General features: G+C 60.6%; 11 protein-coding genes. 9 read left to right on the plus strand and 2 right to left on the minus strand.

Annotated elements, in window-relative coordinates; all coding sequences use genetic code 11:
- The first annotated feature begins 37 nt into the window (after positions 1–37).
- Positions 38–1,414, plus strand: a complete 1,377-nt coding sequence (locus VCA57_RS17130) for a tyrosine-type recombinase/integrase (RefSeq protein ID WP_411186282.1) — start codon at positions 38–40, stop codon at positions 1,412–1,414.
- Between the two features lie 198 nt (positions 1,415–1,612).
- Here VCA57_RS17130 and VCA57_RS17135 read toward each other — a convergent pair whose 3' ends face one another.
- Positions 1,613–2,323 (minus strand): GntR family transcriptional regulator, encoded by a 711-nt coding sequence (locus tag VCA57_RS17135; RefSeq protein WP_411186283.1) that lies wholly within the window; start codon positions 2,321–2,323, stop codon positions 1,613–1,615.
- A gap of 261 nt (positions 2,324–2,584) precedes the next feature.
- On the opposite strand from VCA57_RS17135, the gene VCA57_RS17140 reads away from it, so the two are divergent.
- Together VCA57_RS17140 and VCA57_RS17145 are read left to right on the plus strand one after the other, a co-directional pair.
- Positions 2,585–3,649 carry a Rieske 2Fe-2S domain-containing protein gene (locus VCA57_RS17140; protein WP_411186479.1) on the plus strand — a complete coding sequence of 355 codons (1,065 nt, stop codon included), beginning with the start codon at positions 2,585–2,587 and terminating at the stop codon, positions 3,647–3,649.
- On the plus strand, positions 3,646–4,599 hold the full coding sequence (locus tag VCA57_RS17145) for a PDR/VanB family oxidoreductase (RefSeq protein ID WP_411186284.1): 954 nt from the start codon (positions 3,646–3,648) through the stop codon (positions 4,597–4,599). The genes VCA57_RS17140 and VCA57_RS17145 overlap by 4 nt, the downstream gene beginning before the upstream one ends.
- Before the next feature lie 204 nt (positions 4,600–4,803).
- Here VCA57_RS17145 and VCA57_RS17150 read toward each other — a convergent pair whose 3' ends face one another.
- Complete coding sequence (locus tag VCA57_RS17150) at positions 4,804–7,032, minus strand: tetratricopeptide repeat protein (protein WP_411186285.1); 2,229 nt, start codon at positions 7,030–7,032, stop codon at positions 4,804–4,806.
- A gap of 611 nt (positions 7,033–7,643) precedes the next feature.
- Here VCA57_RS17150 and VCA57_RS17155 point away from each other — a divergent pair.
- The 6 genes from VCA57_RS17155 (at position 7,644) to VCA57_RS17180 (ending at position 15,740) form a co-directional block, all read left to right on the plus strand.
- A complete protein-coding gene (locus VCA57_RS17155; RefSeq protein ID WP_411186286.1) occupies positions 7,644–8,309 on the plus strand; it encodes a glutathione S-transferase family protein in 666 nt (221 codons plus the stop codon).
- Positions 8,306–9,382: a WD40/YVTN/BNR-like repeat-containing protein gene (locus tag VCA57_RS17160; RefSeq protein WP_411186287.1), complete on the plus strand. Its 1,077-nt coding sequence runs from the start codon at positions 8,306–8,308 to the stop codon at positions 9,380–9,382. Before VCA57_RS17155 ends, VCA57_RS17160 begins: the two co-directional genes overlap by 4 nt.
- Positions 9,379–11,829 (plus strand): efflux RND transporter permease subunit, encoded by a 2,451-nt coding sequence (locus VCA57_RS17165; RefSeq protein ID WP_411186288.1) that lies wholly within the window; start codon positions 9,379–9,381, stop codon positions 11,827–11,829. Before VCA57_RS17160 ends, VCA57_RS17165 begins: the two co-directional genes overlap by 4 nt.
- Before the next feature lie 18 nt (positions 11,830–11,847).
- Positions 11,848–13,086 (plus strand): amidohydrolase family protein, encoded by a 1,239-nt coding sequence (locus tag VCA57_RS17170; RefSeq protein ID WP_411186289.1) that lies wholly within the window; start codon positions 11,848–11,850, stop codon positions 13,084–13,086.
- Entirely contained in the window at positions 13,077–13,973 is an 897-nt protein-coding gene (locus tag VCA57_RS17175) for an alpha/beta hydrolase (protein WP_411186290.1), read from the plus strand. Before VCA57_RS17170 ends, VCA57_RS17175 begins: the two co-directional genes overlap by 10 nt.
- 90 nt (positions 13,974–14,063) lie before the next feature.
- Complete coding sequence (locus VCA57_RS17180; RefSeq protein ID WP_411186291.1) at positions 14,064–15,740, plus strand: DUF1302 domain-containing protein; 1,677 nt, start codon at positions 14,064–14,066, stop codon at positions 15,738–15,740.
- Positions 15,741–15,754: the final 14 nt, after the last annotated feature.

Below are 15,754 nucleotides of genomic sequence, written 5' to 3' on the forward strand. Positions count from 1 at the left end.
ACCCCAAACCTACCCCGGAAACGGTCAGGATTTCGGTATGACGATGCGCACCGCGATGAACGAACACACCCTAAAACGGCTCAAGTATGACCCGAAAAAAGGGCGTATTGATATCCTCGATCCACCCATGCCTGGGCACGGTACGTTCGGGGTGCGGGTCAACAAGACATGCATAAGTTTCATCTTGCTCTACAGCTTTCATAACCATCCTCGTCGCCTGACACTGGGTACTTACCCTGACTTGTCGCTCGCTGAGGCACGCGCCAAGGCCGCGCAGGCTGTCGAACTACTTAAGCAGGGCATCGATCCGGGACAGAAGAAGATTGTCGAGTTGGTCGAGTATCGTACGAGTCCGACTTTTGAGGAGGCCGTTGAAAGCTATCTGGAATGGGCCCGGACTAATAAGAAATCGTGGCGTGAGGATGAACGCATGCTGCGCACTGAGTTTGTGCCTCACCTGGGTAGAACCAAAATTGGTGATGTCAGGCGCAAGCAGGTGGTGGCGTTGCTCGATGAAAAGGCCAAGACCGCGCCGGTGCAGGCCAACCGCCTGCTGGCTGTGATCCGCAAGATGTTCAATTTTTGCGTTGAGCGCGAGATTCTCGACGCGACACCCCTAGTGCAGATCAAGAAAGTGGCAAAGGAAGCGCCTCGGGAGCGTAGCCTCAATCGGCACGAGTTAGTGTGGTTCCTGCATCAGTTGGCTGGAGCCTCGCTGACGACCAATACGCGCTTTGCTCTGTTGCTGAGCCTGATGCTGGCGCAGCGCTCAGGGCGCATTGTGGCCATGCGCTGGGTCGACTTTGACCTCGAAGACCGGATCTGGGATCGCAGTGGCAAGTTCGAGAAGAACAACAACCCCATTGCCATTCCGCTCTCGGACGATGTGTTGAGCATTCTGAAATATCTGCGCGAGCAGCAGATTCAGAAAGTGATGTCGAGTGATCCTGAGCGCTGGTTGGATAGTAAAGCGCTGCCCGGCCCTGGGCAGTATGTGTTTCCAGGGCGATGGCCTACCAAGCCGCAGACTCAACCGTCTCTCAACCGCGCGATGCGCCGCTTCTACGATGATTATGTGAAAGATTCGGAGCGAGTAGAAGAGGAGAGCCTGTTGCGTGTCGCGGACGGCTATCCGCGGCCTACGGTGCACGATTTGCGCCGCACCGCGACTACGCACATGTCAAAGCATGGCCTGGGTAAGGAGGTGCGCAGTCGCATCCTCAACCACAAGGACCTGTCGGTGGACGCGATCTATGACCGGTATTCCTACTTCGATGAAAAAGACGTGGCGCTGAGTGAGTGGCATGCCTTTTTGAAAGGGCTGCTGCGCAAGGAATTTGGTGATGTGGACTGGGTCGAGTTCTACGGGCGACGTATGGAAGGGGCGTCGCCAGGTGTCGAAAAAGATGATTAGGGGGGATCTACTGCTGCCTAGTTTAGAAAGTATCAGTATCGAGGCTTCGACCATCCTGGATAGCCGTCAAACTCTTTTAGCAGGTCATCGCGGTCATCCTGGATACGGTGATTGCCATTGTATTCGAGCACCACAGAACGCAGTTACAAGGCCTTTATCGTCCATATTCAACTGATTGAGCGACAGCGGGTGGGGGCGTTACTGGATGATCCTCAGCTTCCTAGTGCCGGAGTCTTGTTGGGGGCCAAACAGGTGGGCGTAACGCAACGTGGCATTTGCATGCTCGCGCATGATGGCTTCCGCTCGAGCGCCTTGCCCACTGATCAGGGCATCCACCACGGCATGATGCTGCATATTGGCAAAATTGAATCGCCGGTACTCTTGGGTGAGGTTGTTGCCGTCGACGGCCAATGAACTGACTGAGGCAAAGGGCAGATGCTCGTTTCGAGCCAATGCTTCACCTATGGCAGCGTTACCGCTGGCATCCACGATAGCTTGATGGAAGCGCTTGTTAATGTCGTGGTACTCGGCAAGGTCGTCTTCGCTGACATAGCCTTTCTCAAATAGGGCATCGCCCTGGGCCAAGCACTGCAAGAGGATCTCTTGCGTCTCGCGAGATAGCCCTCGCTCGGCAGCCTGTCTTGCGGCTAGCCCTTCAAGTACGCCTCGAACCTCTACCGCACCTGCCAGGTCATTCGGAGTCATTTGCCGCACTGCATAACCACGTGCGCCTTGGCGGATCAGCAACCCCTCTTGCTCAAGCGCGCGGAACGCAATGCGAATAGGTGTGCGCGACACCCCCAGGCGCTCGGCGGTGGGGATTTCGGCGATGCGCTCTCCTGCCGGGAGTTCGCCATCCACAATCATTTTGCGCAGCAGATTGAGCACTCGCTGCCCGGGCCCGCTCATTTTAGCCTCCGATTGGATCCAGTGGTGGGTTTTCAGCATCTTACTCGCAGGGAATTTCCAAGAAAAAGCCTTGATGAATACGCGCCTTCACATGGAGTGTGCGTTTACCGCACGAAATTGGATCCGATCTGGCGTGTCCAACTGGAGCAGCCTCGTTGGGTGAGTTTATATTGGATCCCGTAAAGTCAAAATAAGAGTGAATTTTGGCTTCGCATGCAAATTTTGGATCCCAAGAACAAGAACGCCATTGAGGAATGCGCCATGTTTCCGAAAAACACCTGGTATGTCGCTTGCACTCCGGATGAAATCGCGGATAAGCCGCTAGGCCGCCAGATCTGCAACGAGAAGATTGCCTTCTATCGAGGGCCGGAAGGGCGTGTTGCCGCAGTGGAGGATTTCTGTCCGCACCGCGGCGCGCCGCTGTCTTTGGGGTTCGTTCAGGATGGTCAACTGGTTTGTGGCTACCACGGCCTGGTGATGGGGTGCGACGGTAAGACGGTCTCCATGCCCGGGCAGCGCGTACAGGGTTTCCCCTGCATCAAGAGTTATCCGGTCGAAGAGCGCTATGGCTTCATCTGGGTGTGGCCGGGAGATCCCGCGCTGGCGGACACCTCTCTCATTCACCATCTGGAATGGGCTAACAACCCAGAATGGGCCTATGGCGGCGGCCTTTATCACATCGCCTGCGACTACCGACTGATGGTCGACAACCTCATGGATCTGACCCACGAGACCTACGTGCATGCTTCCAGCATTGGTCAGAAAGAAATTGATGAGGCCCCGGTAAGCACGCGCGTCGAAGGAGATAACGTCGTCACCAGTCGATTCATGGATGGCGTCATGGCTCCGCCTTTCTGGCGCGCCGCGCTTCGTGGCAACGGTCTGGCCGATGACGTGCCGGTGGATCGTTGGCAGATCTGTCGTTTCACTCCCCCGAGCCATGTGCTGATTGAGGTCGGGGTGGCTCACGCAGGGAAGGGCGGGTACGACGCACCGGCGGAGCACAAGGCGAGCAGCATTGTGGTCGATTTCATTACTCCGGAAAGCGAGACCTCGATTTGGTACTTCTGGGGCATGGCTCGCAACTTCCGTCCGCAAGATGCCGAGCTGACTGAAACCATCCGTGTAGGCCAGGGCGCGATCTTTGCCGAAGACCTGGACATGCTGGAGCAGCAGCAGCGCAATCTCCTGGCCTACCCAGAGCGCCAGTTGCTCAAACTGAACATCGATGCCGGTGGGGTTCAGTCCCGGCGTGTCATTGACCGGATTCTCGCCGCCGAGCAATCGGCCACAAACGCAGCGCTGATCGTGAGGAGTGCAACATGATTGAGGTGATCATTTCGGCGATGCGCCTGGTTGCTCAAGACATCATCACTCTTGAGTTTGTTCGGGCTGACGGTGGATTGCTTCCCCCGGTCGAGGCCGGTGCCCACGTCGATGTGCATCTGCCTGGCGGCCCTGTTCGGCAGTACTCGCTCTGGAATCAACCTGGCGAGCAACGCCATTACTGCATCGGTGTCCTGAAGGATCCGTTGTCCCGTGGGGGGTCGAGGGCGGTGCACGAGAATCTTCGCGTCGGGATGCGCGTGCAAATTAGCGAGCCGAAGAATCTGTTCCCGCTAGAGAGCGGAGCGGAGCGGAGTCTGCTGTTTGCGGGCGGGATCGGTATTACACCGATTCTGTGCATGGCACAGGAGCTGGCCCAGCGCGGGCAGGACTTCGAGCTGCATTACTGCGCGCGTTCGGCCGACCGTGCGGCTTTCGTCGATTGGCTCAAGGCCTGCGATTTCGCGGACCGCGTACGTTTCCACTTTGACGATGGCCCTGAGCAGCAAAAACTGAATGTGGCGACGCTGCTAGCCGCTGAGGCCGAAGGTACCCACCTCTATGTCTGTGGGCCAGGCGGGTTCATGGGGCACGTGCTCGATACCGCAAAAGAGCAGGGATGGGCGGGCACTCGACTGCATCGAGAGTATTTCGCCGCGGCACCGCAAGTGAGTGCTGGCGACGGCAGCTTCGAGGTGCGGATTCATAGCACCGGGCTAGTGCTTCAAGTCCCAGCGGATCAAACCGTATCCCAGGCGCTTGATGCGGCCGGAGTCATCGTTCCCGTTTCCTGTGAGCAGGGCATCTGTGGTACTTGCATCACGCGAGTGATAGACGGAGAGCCGGATCATCGTGACTTCTTCCTCACGGATGCGGAGAGGGCAAGGAACGACCAGTTCACCCCTTGTTGTTCGCGCGCCAAGAGCGCCTGTTTGGTCTTGGATCTATAACCCTTGGCCCGTGCCCGGCTCAGCTGCTTTGGCATGGTGTGGTCTGTGCGCGGGTCATTGAGCGGCGCGAGGTGTTCCTGCAGTTGCACCGCAGCGCCATTGGCAATATCGCCCCGGCAGAACTGCTGCAAGTTGTCGGGTAGGCCAGCAGCAACTGAGCAGGAAAAATTGATATCAGCCACCGCGGAGTCCACCCACAACTGGTCATTCTTTCTGCTTGGCTAACAACCCTTTGAGTACTTGGTCTACTTGTGGGTCGGGTGCGTAGGCTTTGCTCCACTCCTGAAGAAACTCCACGGCCTCTGATGTGCGCGCTAACTTGTCCAGGGACAACGCGTAGGTATAGGCATAGCGGGGATTCGCAGGGGAGAGCTCGGTTGATTGACGCAGCGCCTGTGCAGCCGCCGCATAGTCCTTTTGGCGAACATGGAGCAAGCCCATGGCGTAGTGCGCTGCAGCTGAGTTCGGCGCCGCGACGACGGCGCGTTCAAGCAGCGGGGCGGCTGCGGCGTCGCGTGAGGTGCGTCTGTAGAAGTCTGCCAGGTTCAGCAAGGCGTTCTCGTGCCGGGGGGCAACGGTTATTGCCTGTTTGAGTGCCGTTTCGGCCGCGTCGTATTGCTTGCGGTCGACATGGAACTGGCCCAATGAAATCAGGCTCTCGGGCATGTCTGCGTTGTAGTTGGCGGCCTGAATGAAGTCGTCGAAGAGGCGCTGCAATTGAGCCTGTTGCCGTGCCTCGAGCTGAGTGGTGTCGAGACCGGCCAGCAGGCGCGCCATCTCGACGCGCAGTGATACCACCTGTTCACCCAGGTGGGGCGCGAGCAGTTGATACCTCAGCTGCAGCGGCAAGGTGTTCATCGAACGCAGTGCACCCAGGCGAATCAGCGGTTCAGGGTTGCTCAGCAGTTTCGCTAGCGCTTCCACACTTTGCTGGTTATGGAAGGGCGCGTGGCGAAGAATGGCACTGCCTCGGGCAATCGCCGGTAGGGACTCATCCTGTGCAATGCGCAGAAGTTGCGGGCCGACATCGGTACGGCCGTTATCGGCGGCATGGAAGGCTTCGGCGAACGGATGTTCAGGCAGTGTGCGCCCGGTGGGTTTCAACCAGCCTTCGATATGTGCTTGCGCCCAAGCAGCATTCTGATCAGTGTGACATTGATTGCAGACATTGGGTGCGTCCACGGCAGCGGATTGCTCGGGGCGGGGGATACGAAAGCTGTGATCCCGGCGCGCATCGACACCCATGAAGGTGGTGCTGGGCATGTGGCAGTTGACGCAAGCACTGCCGTTGCTCGCGGGTTGATGATGGTGATGCTCGGGGCGGTCAAAGACGGCGGCGTTGTGGCACTGCGTGCACAGGGCGTTGCCTTCGGCTTTCAGTTGGCTGCTGTGGGGGGCATGGCAGTTGGTGCAGGTCACGCCCGCCTGGTACATCTTGCTCTGCATAAACGAGCCCCACTCGAAGACCTCGTCGCGGACTTGCCCATCGGCATGATAGAGAGGCGGCTCGAGCAGGCTGAGTTGGTGGGTGTCGTAGTAGCTGCTGCGCGGCTCTGGCTGGCCGATTTCCAGGCGGCGCGAGTGGCAGCTCGCACACTGCTGCATCTGCACGTCCGCGCGCGGCCCGCTGTGCTTGAGCATGGCCACGCTTGGCTTGTCCTGGGCTATCTCCTGCACCGCTTTCCAGATGCCGGGGTTGACCAGCGAGACGCCGAAGCCGGCATGCGCCTGCGCGCTCTTTTGTGGCTTGCGCACCCAGTCGAGGTGGGCGCTGGCCGGGCCATGGCAGGCTTCGCAACCCACGCTGATCTCCGACCAGCGCGTTTCGTACAGATTATCTGAGAGCTTGTAGCCCTTCTCCAGATTGGTCGAGTGGCAACTGGCGCAGCGGCTGTTCCAGTTGAAGTAGATGCCGGTCCAGTGCAGCGGGTCCTTGCTGGTCACCGCCGGTTCGCCATGGTTCATGCTCGGCGAATCAGGAAACAGGTGATACCAGCGCTGCCCGCCTTGTTCTTTTGGGCGAGTGTCCCAGATGATGCCCAGCACCTGCTTGTGCCCGTCGGGGAAGTCGATGAGGTATTGCTGCAGTGGATAGGTGCCGAAGGTATGGGTGACCTTGAATGCTTCCAGCTCGCCAGCGGCGTTGTCGGTCTGCACGTAGAAGTCGCCATCCTTGCGGTAGAAGCGCGAGGTGATGCCGTTGTAGGTGAAGCGGCTGTCGTTGAAGTCGCCTTTGACCGTCTCGTCGCTGGCCTTGGCAATCGCCGCGAAGTGATGGCTTTGCCGCCAATCCTCGTACTCCTCGGCATGGCAGGACTGGCAGGCGTTACTGCCGACGTATTCGTTCGCCAGGCTGCTGAAGGACATGACCAGCAACAGGACGAGGAAGGCGCACGCACTGATGTGCCCGGAGTTCTTGGATTTATAGGTCATGTTTGGGCTTGTCTAATCGTTCTTGTGCATCGCTTATGCGAATGTCTTGTTAGAGGTCTGCGCGCGTTGATGAGCGAGCCCTTCGGCGGCGTCAGAATTATCCAGCCCCATGGCACCGTCAACAGAGAGTCGGGTGATGCCAAGACGACGACAGGCATTGGCCCAAGCATCTGCTGCGGCCGAATTAAATTAATTTTCTCTTATATATCAGCAAGATATGGCTAATGGCCGGCGGGTGGTAGGCCTGTTCCGGCCGTGTATTCGTCCTGCTATCCATGCGGTGGATTCTGTTTATGCATGAAATCCATTTGTCTTATTTCCCCCCTGCCCCGAGACTCAATCTGCCGACGGAGCAATAAAAATGTCGCCACGACCGCAAGGGTGAGCGACTGATAAGACCACCACCGGAGAGAACAGATGTGTCATCTCAATGACGCGCTGGCGTGCCCTGCTGACCGTATTGCCAAACGGAAGTCCAGTGAACTGCCTGCTGGGCTTGCCTGTGCCACAGCGTTGCAGCACTGCCAGGCAGGCGACGGTTTTGCCGCATTCCCGCATGGCGCTGGCGCCAGCCCTCATACCTGCAGCAACCATCATCATGGGGCGCAAGCATGACCAGCGCCTATCAACTGTATTTTTCGCCGGGTGCGTGCTCGCGGGTGTCGATTGCGGCGCTCGAGTGGGTGGGCGCCGACTATGCGCTACACCCGATCCTGCTTGCCCAGAACGAACAGCGGCAGCCGGCTTACCTGGCGCTGAACCCCAAGCAGCAGGTGCCGTTGCTGGTCACTGCCCAGGGTGCGCTCAGCGAGACGCTGGCGATTGCGCAGTATCTTCATCAAAACTATCCCCAGGCCGCTCTGCTGCCTGCCGGCAGCCCTTACGACACGGCGCTTGCCACCTCGTGGCTGGCCTGGTGCAGCGCCACCTTGCATCCCCTCATCTTCCGCGTCAGAAGGGCTGACCGCATTCATTCCGAGGCCGCGCAGCACGACGTTATTCGGCAGGTTGCGCTGGCAGACCTCAGCCATCAGCTTGAATTGGTCGAGCGCACCTTGAGTGACGGTCGGCAGTGGTTGTGCGCTGCGGGCTGCTCCTTGGCCGATCTGTTTGTGCTGTGGTGCGTGCAGCGGGCAGTGCAAGGTGGTTGCGAGATTGACCAATGGCCGGCCCTGAGCGAATGGCAGGCACGGGCGCAGGCGCATTCGGCCTGGACACGCATGCTGCAGCGCGAAGCGCAGGCGGTAGCGGCGAGAGAAGCAGGAGTGTTGCTATGAAAGCGGTCTTTGCAACGCGCTTCGCCCGTGGCGTCGGCATGCTGGCGGTGCTCTGCGTACTGGCCGATTCGGCGCTGGCGGCGCCGGTCGGGCCGGCGCTCGAACGTGCTGCGCTGAGTGTCAAGGCGCCCGATCAGGTGGCGCTGATCGATATGGAGCGTGCCGGCTCGCGCATCGTGGCTGTCGGTGAGCATGGCGTCATCATTCTCTCCGATGATCAGGGCGCTAGCTGGCGTCAGGCGCCGGTGCCGGTGAGTACCGAGCTGACCGCTCTGAGCTTCGTCGACGAGCGCCGTGGCTGGGCCGTCGGCCACTCGGGCGTGGTTCTGGCCACCGAGGATGGCGGGCAGACCTGGAGCAAGCAGTTCGATGGGGTGCAGGTGGCGCGCTCGATGCTCGAGGCGGCCAAGCGCAGCGGCAATCAACGGGCCCTGAAAAACGCCGAGTGGTTGGTGGCCGATGGCGCCGACAAGCCCTTCCTGGATGTGCTGTTTCGGGATGCTCAACATGGCCTGATCGTCGGTGCCTATGGCCTGGCCTTTGCCACCGAAGATGGCGGCAAGCACTGGTTGCCCATCGCCGACCGCCTCGACAACCCTGGCTCGCTGCATCTTTATGCGCTGGCCGGGCGTGGCGCTGAAATCCTGATCGCCGCCGAGCAGGGCCTGGTGCTGCACTCCACCGATGCCGGTCAATCCTTCAGCGCGTTGAACGTGCCCTACGAGGGCAGCTTCTTCACGGCTGCGCTGCCGCCCAATGGCGACATCGTCGTCGCTGGCCTGCGCGGCAATGCGCTGCTGAGCCACGATGGTGGTGAGCATTGGCAGGCGCTGGAGGTGCCGGGCAAGGTTTCTGCCAACTTCAATTGCGCCTCGGTCGACGCCGCCGGAACGGTCTGGTTGGCCAATGCCGCCGGGATGGTCTTCAAGCTCGACGGTGATCGCCTCGAACTGGTCAGCAGCCGTCTGCGCCCGCTGAACGATCTGCTGGTTCTCGACGATGGCGCCGCGCTGGGCGTTTCGCTTTCAGGGGTGGTAGCGGTCCCTGCCAAGGCTCAAGGAGTCAAACAATGAACATCTCTGGGCCAAGCACGACGCCTGTGGACGCCATGCACTTCGACCCGCGCTCCGGCTCGCTGATCGAACGCCTGCTGTTCAACAATCGGGCACTGGTCGTCCTGTTCTGTGCGCTGGTGACGTTGCTGCTCGGTTGGCAGGCCACCAAGCTGCAATTAAACGCCAGCTTCGAGAAAACCATTCCGACGCAGCACCCCTACATTCAGAATTACCTGCAGTACAAGAGCGAGCTCACCGGCTTGGGCAATGCCGTGCGGGTGGCGGTGGCCAATCCGGACGGTGTCATCTACGACAAGAATTACCTGGACACGCTGCGCAAGCTCAATGACGAGCTGTTCCTCCTGCCGGGCGTGGATCGGGCCTTCATGCGCTCGATCTGGACCAGTGGCACGCGCTGGTTCGGCGTGACCGAAGATGGCCTCGAGGGTGGCCCGGTGATGCCCCAGGACTACGACGGCAGCGCCGCCAGCCTGCGCCAGGTGGAAGCCAATGTGCAGCGTTCCGGGCAGATAGGCCAGCTGGTTGCGCGTGACGGCACTTCGTCGGTGATCTACGTGCCCCTGCTGGAGAAGACCGCCGAGGGCCAGCCGCTGGACTACGCTGCCTTCTCCCAGGCACTGGAGGCGCTGCGCAGCAAGTACGAGGCCGAAGGTGTACGCATCCATGTGACCGGCTTCGGCAAGATCATGGGTGACCTGATCGAAGGCGTGCGCGCCGTGCTGGCCTTCTTTGCACTGGCAGTGCTCATCGCGGCGGCCATGGTGTTCTGGTTCACCCGTTGCGTGCGCTCGACGCTGCTGGTGGTGACGGCCTCGCTGATCGCCGTGATCTGGCAGCTCGGTTTGCTGCCAACCCTGGGCTATCAGCTCGACCCCTACTCGATTCTGGTGCCCTTTCTGGTCTTCGCCATCGGCATGAGCCATGGCGCGCAGAAGATGAACGGCATCATGCAGGACGTGGGGCGCGGGCTGGATCGGCTGGTGGCTGCGCGCTTCACCTTCCGCCGTCTGTTCCTCGCCGGGCTGACGGCCCTGGTGGCCGACGCCGTTGGCTTCGCCGTGCTGCTGACCATCGATATCCAGGTGATTCGCGAGTTGGCGATCGCTGCGTCGATTGGCGTCGCTGTGCTGATCTTCACCAACCTGATCCTGCTGCCGATCCTGCTCTCTTACACAGGCGTCAGCGCCAAGGCGGCGCGCCGCAGCCTGCGCGCCGAAATGGACGTGCTGGCCGGTGCCAAGAAACCCGTGCTCTGGGCCTGGCTGGATTGCTTCACCCGTCGGCGCTGGGCCGCTGCAGCGGTACTGGTCGGCATTGTCATGGGCATCTGCGGCGTGGTGATCAGCGGCCATCTGAAGATCGGCGACCTGGATCCGGGTGCGCCCGAGCTGCGCCCGGACAGCCGCTACAACCGCGACATGGCGTTCATGAACGCGGCCTACGGCGCCTCCAGCGACGTGCTGGCGGTGATGGTCAAGGTGCCGGCGGGGCAGTGTGCCCAGTACGCCACGCTGAACAAGGTTGATGCCCTGGAATGGGAACTGCGCCAGCTCGATGGTGTGGAGAGCACCAACAGCCTGGCGCTGCTCAACCGTCGGCTGCTCTCCAGCCTGAACGAAGCGAACGTGAAGTGGGGCGCCTTCGTGCCCAACCAGCAGGTGCTCAATACGGTCACTGGCCGGGCGCCTCGCGGGCTCTACAACGAAAGCTGCGACCTGCTGACACTGTACGTCTACCTGCGCGACCACAAGGCCGACACCCTGACCCAGGTGGTCAATCACGTCGAGTCCTTCGCTCAGGAGAACAACACGGATGACGTGCAGTTCCTGCTGGCGGCCGGCTCGGCCGGTATCGAGGCCGCGACCAACATCGTGGTCAAGGACGCCTGGCGGCAGATGCTGTTCCTGGTCTACGGCGCTGTCGTGGTGCTGTGCTTCATCACCTTCCGCTCCTGGCGCGCCGTGGTGGTTGCAGTACTGCCGCTGGTGCTGACGTCGATCCTAGCCGAGGCGCTGATGGTCGGGCTGGGTATGGGGGTGAAGGTCGCCACGCTGCCGGTGATCGCCCTGGGCGTCGGCATCGGCATCGATTACGCCCTCTACATTCTCTCGGTCACCCTGGCGCAGATCCGCGTGGGCAAGAGCTTGTCGGAAGCCTATTACAGCGCACTGCTGTTCACCGGCAAGGTGGTGATGTTGACTGGCCTGACCCTGGCTGTCGGCGTCATTACCTGGGTGTTCAGCCCGATCAAGTTCCAGGCCGACATGGGCCTGCTACTCGCCTTCATGTTCGTCTGGAACATGCTCGGTGCCCTGATCCTGATTCCTGCGCTGGCGCATTTTCTGCTCGACCCCGCGCGCCGCCAGGCCGTCACCACAAGCGTCGCTGCGCCTGCCGGTGCGAGCGCCGATAGCAACTACACCGCCCTCTGTGTCCGGACATAACAAGAAGGAAGACACCTGATGAATACTGTTTTCACCCATGTACGTATCTTCGATGGCAGCGGCAAGCCGCCCTTCGCCGGTGAGTTGCGCGTCGAAGGCAACCGCATCACCGAAGTGGCCGTAGCGCCTGCCAGCGTCTCGCGCAGCGACGCGCGCATCATCGACTGTCAGAACCGTGTGCTGATGCCCGGCATGACCGAGGCGCACGGCCATCTGACCTGGCCGACCTCGGTCGAGAAGTTCGTCCCTGGCATGTATCTGCCGCCCGAGGAGCTGGCGCTGACCACGGCGCGCAACGCGCGCATTCTGCTCGACCATGGTTTCACCAGCGTCTATTCGGCGGGTGCGCTGAGCAAAACGCTGGAGATCAAGCTCAATGAGCAGATCCTCAGCGGCGGCATGCCGGGGCCGCGTTTGATTCCATCCTCGGTTGAGCGCGAGCCGCCAAACGAAACCGAGCTGGATCCGGGCAAGGTCGCAGAACACCAGCTCGGTGCCGACGGCATGCGCGCCTTCGTCAAGGACTGTGCCGCGCTCGGTGCCAAGGCCGTGAAGTTTCTTATCTCGGGGGAAAGTGCGCTCAAACCCGGCGCCTCCCATGAATTGCTCTACACCCCGGAAGAGCTGATGGCAGCCGGTGAGCAGGCGCGCGAATCGAACGTCTGGCTGACCGGCCATGCCCACGCCGCCGAGGCCGTGAAGCTGGGCGTGCGCGCCGGCTTTCGCGTGCTGTACCACTGCACCTACGCTGACGAAGAGGCGCTCGACCTGCTCGAGTCGAAGAAGGATGAAATCTTCATCGCACCGACCATTGGCATCGTCCAGGCTACGTTGGATGCAACACCGCCACCGCACTTCGACATGACCCACATGAAGGAAGATGCCGCCATCGTTCTGGAAACCCAGAAGGCGCTCATTCCCAAACTGCGCAAGCGCGGCCTGCGCCTGCTGATCGGTGGCGATTACGGCTTCCCGTTCAATCCCAACGGGCGTAACGCGCGTGATCTCGAACTCTGGGTTCGCCACTTCGGCTACACCCCGGGCGAAGTGCTGCATGCGGCCACTGCCCTGGGCGGCGAGATTATGGGCATGAGCCATGAGCTGGGCCAGTTGCGTCAGGGCTTCCTGGCCGACCTGCTGCTGGTCGATGGCGACCCGACCGAAGACGTGCGCATCCTGCAGGACAAGACCCGCCTGCTGGCCATCATGAAAGATGGGAAGTTTCACAAGGCGCCGGAGCAGCAAGCATGGGCATGACCGACGAGCTGGCCCTGCGCCTGCGCCAAGTCGGCAACGACTTGCCCGCAGTCGCGGCGCTTTACGAGCCGTTGCTGGCAGAGCAGGATCGCAGTGGCGTGCGCTGCCATGTCGACCTGATCTATGGCGATCACGCCCGGCATCGGCTTGACGTTTATCAGCCCGAGCAGGCGCCGCCGAAACAGGGATGGCCCGTGGTGGTGTTCATGCACGGCGGTGGTTTCGTGCGCGGCAACAAGGAGCACCGAGCCAATATTGGCTGGTATCTGGCGCAGCAGGGGTTCGTCACCGTATTGCCCAACTACCGGCTGGCGCCGGAAAGCCAGTGGCCATGTGGCCCCGAGGATGTGGTGGGGGTCTGGCGCTGGGTGCAGGAGCACGGCGCCGCCTACGGCGGCAACCCGGATGGTGTGGTGTTGATGGGTGAGTCAGCCGGTGCCGCTCATGTTGCCGCCGCCGCGCTGCGTAGCGAGTTGCAACCAGACGGCTGGCGCATTCGTGGTGCGGTACTGCTGTCCGGCCCGTATAACGCCCGCCTGGAAGGCATGTCCCGCGCACAATTCGGCATCGCCACACCGGATCCGCGCAACGAACCCTACTTCGGCACCGACAGGGCGCAGTGGGATTGGGCCAGTACGGTCGATCATGTCAGCGCCAAGCCATTCCCCTTGTTGATCAGTTACACCGAGCAGGACTTGCTGCAAATGCAGGTGCAGGCGGGAGAGTTGTTTGCGCGATTGGTCAGCAAACATGGTTATTCGCCTGAACTGTTGGTGATTGCGCAACATAACCATTTTTCTCAGGGCTACAGCTTTGGAACCGGCGATGGTTCGGTGAGCGAGCCTGTCGTCAACTTCATTCGCCGCGTTTGTGAGCGTGGCGAATAAGTATGGAGAAGTAACACGAAATAGAGTCGATAAGTCGTCTGCCTTGGGTCGCTGAACGATTCAATAACTAACAATTAAAAAGGTAATAGGATGAAGACTTCACAGTTCAAGCCTACGGGCTCTGCTTGCCCGCGTTCCCTGCAAGTCGCAATTACATTGGCGTTGTTTGGCGCCACTCAGGCACAGGCCTTTGAAATCGACACGGGTATTCCCGACCTGTCGGTGCGCTGGGACAACACGCTCAAATACAGTGTTGGCTGGCGGATGGAAGATCGTAAAGCTGCACTCTCCACACTGGCGCCTGCCGCGCCCAACCAGAATGACGGCAACAATAACTTCGATAAGGGTTCATTGATTCAGAACCGTCTCGACATCTTTTCCGAGTTCGATGCCAAGTATCAGAACTATGGTCTGCGCCTCAGTGGCGCCGCCTGGTATGACAATGTCTATCAGAACCATAACGACAACGACACCACCACTGCCAACCGTCCGGTCGGCCAGCCTGCCAACGAGTTCTCGTCGGAAACTGCGCGGCTGATGGGGCGCGATGCCGAGCTGCTGGATGCCTTCGTCTACGGGCAATTCAGCCCGAACGATCGCCCGGTGACGGTGCGCGCCGGTAAACACACCGTACTGTTCGGGGAAAGCCTGTTCTTCGGCAATAACGCCATCGCCGGAGGCCAGGGACCCGCCGATGCGGTCAAGGCGCGCTCGGTGCCGGGCTCCACCACCAAGGAAATTCTGTTACCCACCGGTAAGGTCTCGGTTCAGGCGTCGCTGACAGAAGATGTGTCTGTCAGCGCCTACCTGGGTTACGAGTGGAAGAAAAACCGTTTGCCACCGGTCGGCTCCTTCATGGGCACGAGCGACTCCGTGGGCCCAGGTGCTGAGCGCGTGTATGCAGGGCCTCGGGGCTCCTTCACGGTGATCGACGAGAATGGCGCCAAGGACTCCGGCCAGGGTGGGATCAGCCTGCGTTACTACTCGGAGGCACTGGATACCGACTTCGGCGTTCATGCCATTCGTTATCACGCGACTGCGCCGAGTGGCATCTACACGCGTTGGTCGGGTCTGCCGGGGCAGTCCACACCGCTGACCTTCCAAGAGAATTATCACGAAGGCATCAAGGCTTATGGCATTAGCTCCAACAGAAGCTTTGGCGGCGTGAACATCGGTGCCGAGTTCTCGATCCGTGACAACACCCCGCTGGCGAGCACTGGCCTGACGATCTTCCAGACCCCTGGCGGGGTGGTGGTGAATGGGGATTATGACAACAACCACAATCCGGGTTATGCCGTTGGCCGCAGCGCGCATGCCAACGTGAGCATGCTCACCTCGCTACGTCCGAACTGGTTGGCCGAAGAAACCTCCCTGGCCGGCGAGATCGCCTGGAACCGCCGGTTGAGCTTTACCTCCGGCCAGGAGTTCGCCAACCCGCTGGCCGATCGCGATGCCGCCTCGATGAGGGTGGTATTCACCCCGCGCTATCGGCAGGTGCTCGATGGTCTCGACCTCGCTGTCCCGCTGGGGGTGAGCTACACCCACGGCAACTCGTCGGCCGTTGGCCCGACCTTCGGTTCGGATAACGGCGGCGATATCAGCCTGGGCCTGGAAGGCACGTACCTGAACAACTGGACCATGACCATGCAGTACATGCATTTCTACGGCGATCCGGGTACGCCGCAAAACAGCGATCAGCAGCAACAGTACAAACAATCGTTGGCAGACCGGGACTTCCTGACCCTGTCCGTGCGCACCACATTCTGAGTCGGAGGATCATT

Source organism: Pseudomonas sp., assembly GCF_046581935.1.
In the GTDB taxonomy this organism is placed as follows: Bacteria; Pseudomonadota; Gammaproteobacteria; order Pseudomonadales; family Pseudomonadaceae; genus Aquipseudomonas.

Coding starts and splice junctions, on each gene's coding strand:
- VCA57_RS17180 (WP_411186291.1), top strand. CDS start 14,064: ATGAAGACTTCACAGTTCAAGCCTACGGGCTCTGCTTGCCCGCGTTCC.
- VCA57_RS17170 (WP_411186289.1), top strand. CDS start 11,848: ATGAATACTGTTTTCACCCATGTACGTATCTTCGATGGCAGCGGCAAG.
- VCA57_RS17165 (WP_411186288.1), top strand. CDS start 9,379: ATGAACATCTCTGGGCCAAGCACGACGCCTGTGGACGCCATGCACTTC.
- VCA57_RS17130 (WP_411186282.1), top strand. CDS start 38: ATGACGATGCGCACCGCGATGAACGAACACACCCTAAAACGGCTCAAG.
- VCA57_RS17150 (WP_411186285.1), bottom strand. CDS start 7,032: ATGACCTATAAATCCAAGAACTCCGGGCACATCAGTGCGTGCGCCTTC.
- VCA57_RS17155 (WP_411186286.1), top strand. CDS start 7,644: ATGACCAGCGCCTATCAACTGTATTTTTCGCCGGGTGCGTGCTCGCGG.
- VCA57_RS17135 (WP_411186283.1), bottom strand. CDS start 2,323: ATGAGCGGGCCCGGGCAGCGAGTGCTCAATCTGCTGCGCAAAATGATT.
- VCA57_RS17145 (WP_411186284.1), top strand. CDS start 3,646: ATGATTGAGGTGATCATTTCGGCGATGCGCCTGGTTGCTCAAGACATC.
- VCA57_RS17160 (WP_411186287.1), top strand. CDS start 8,306: ATGAAAGCGGTCTTTGCAACGCGCTTCGCCCGTGGCGTCGGCATGCTG.
- VCA57_RS17140 (WP_411186479.1), top strand. CDS start 2,585: ATGTTTCCGAAAAACACCTGGTATGTCGCTTGCACTCCGGATGAAATC.
- VCA57_RS17175 (WP_411186290.1), top strand. CDS start 13,077: ATGGGCATGACCGACGAGCTGGCCCTGCGCCTGCGCCAAGTCGGCAAC.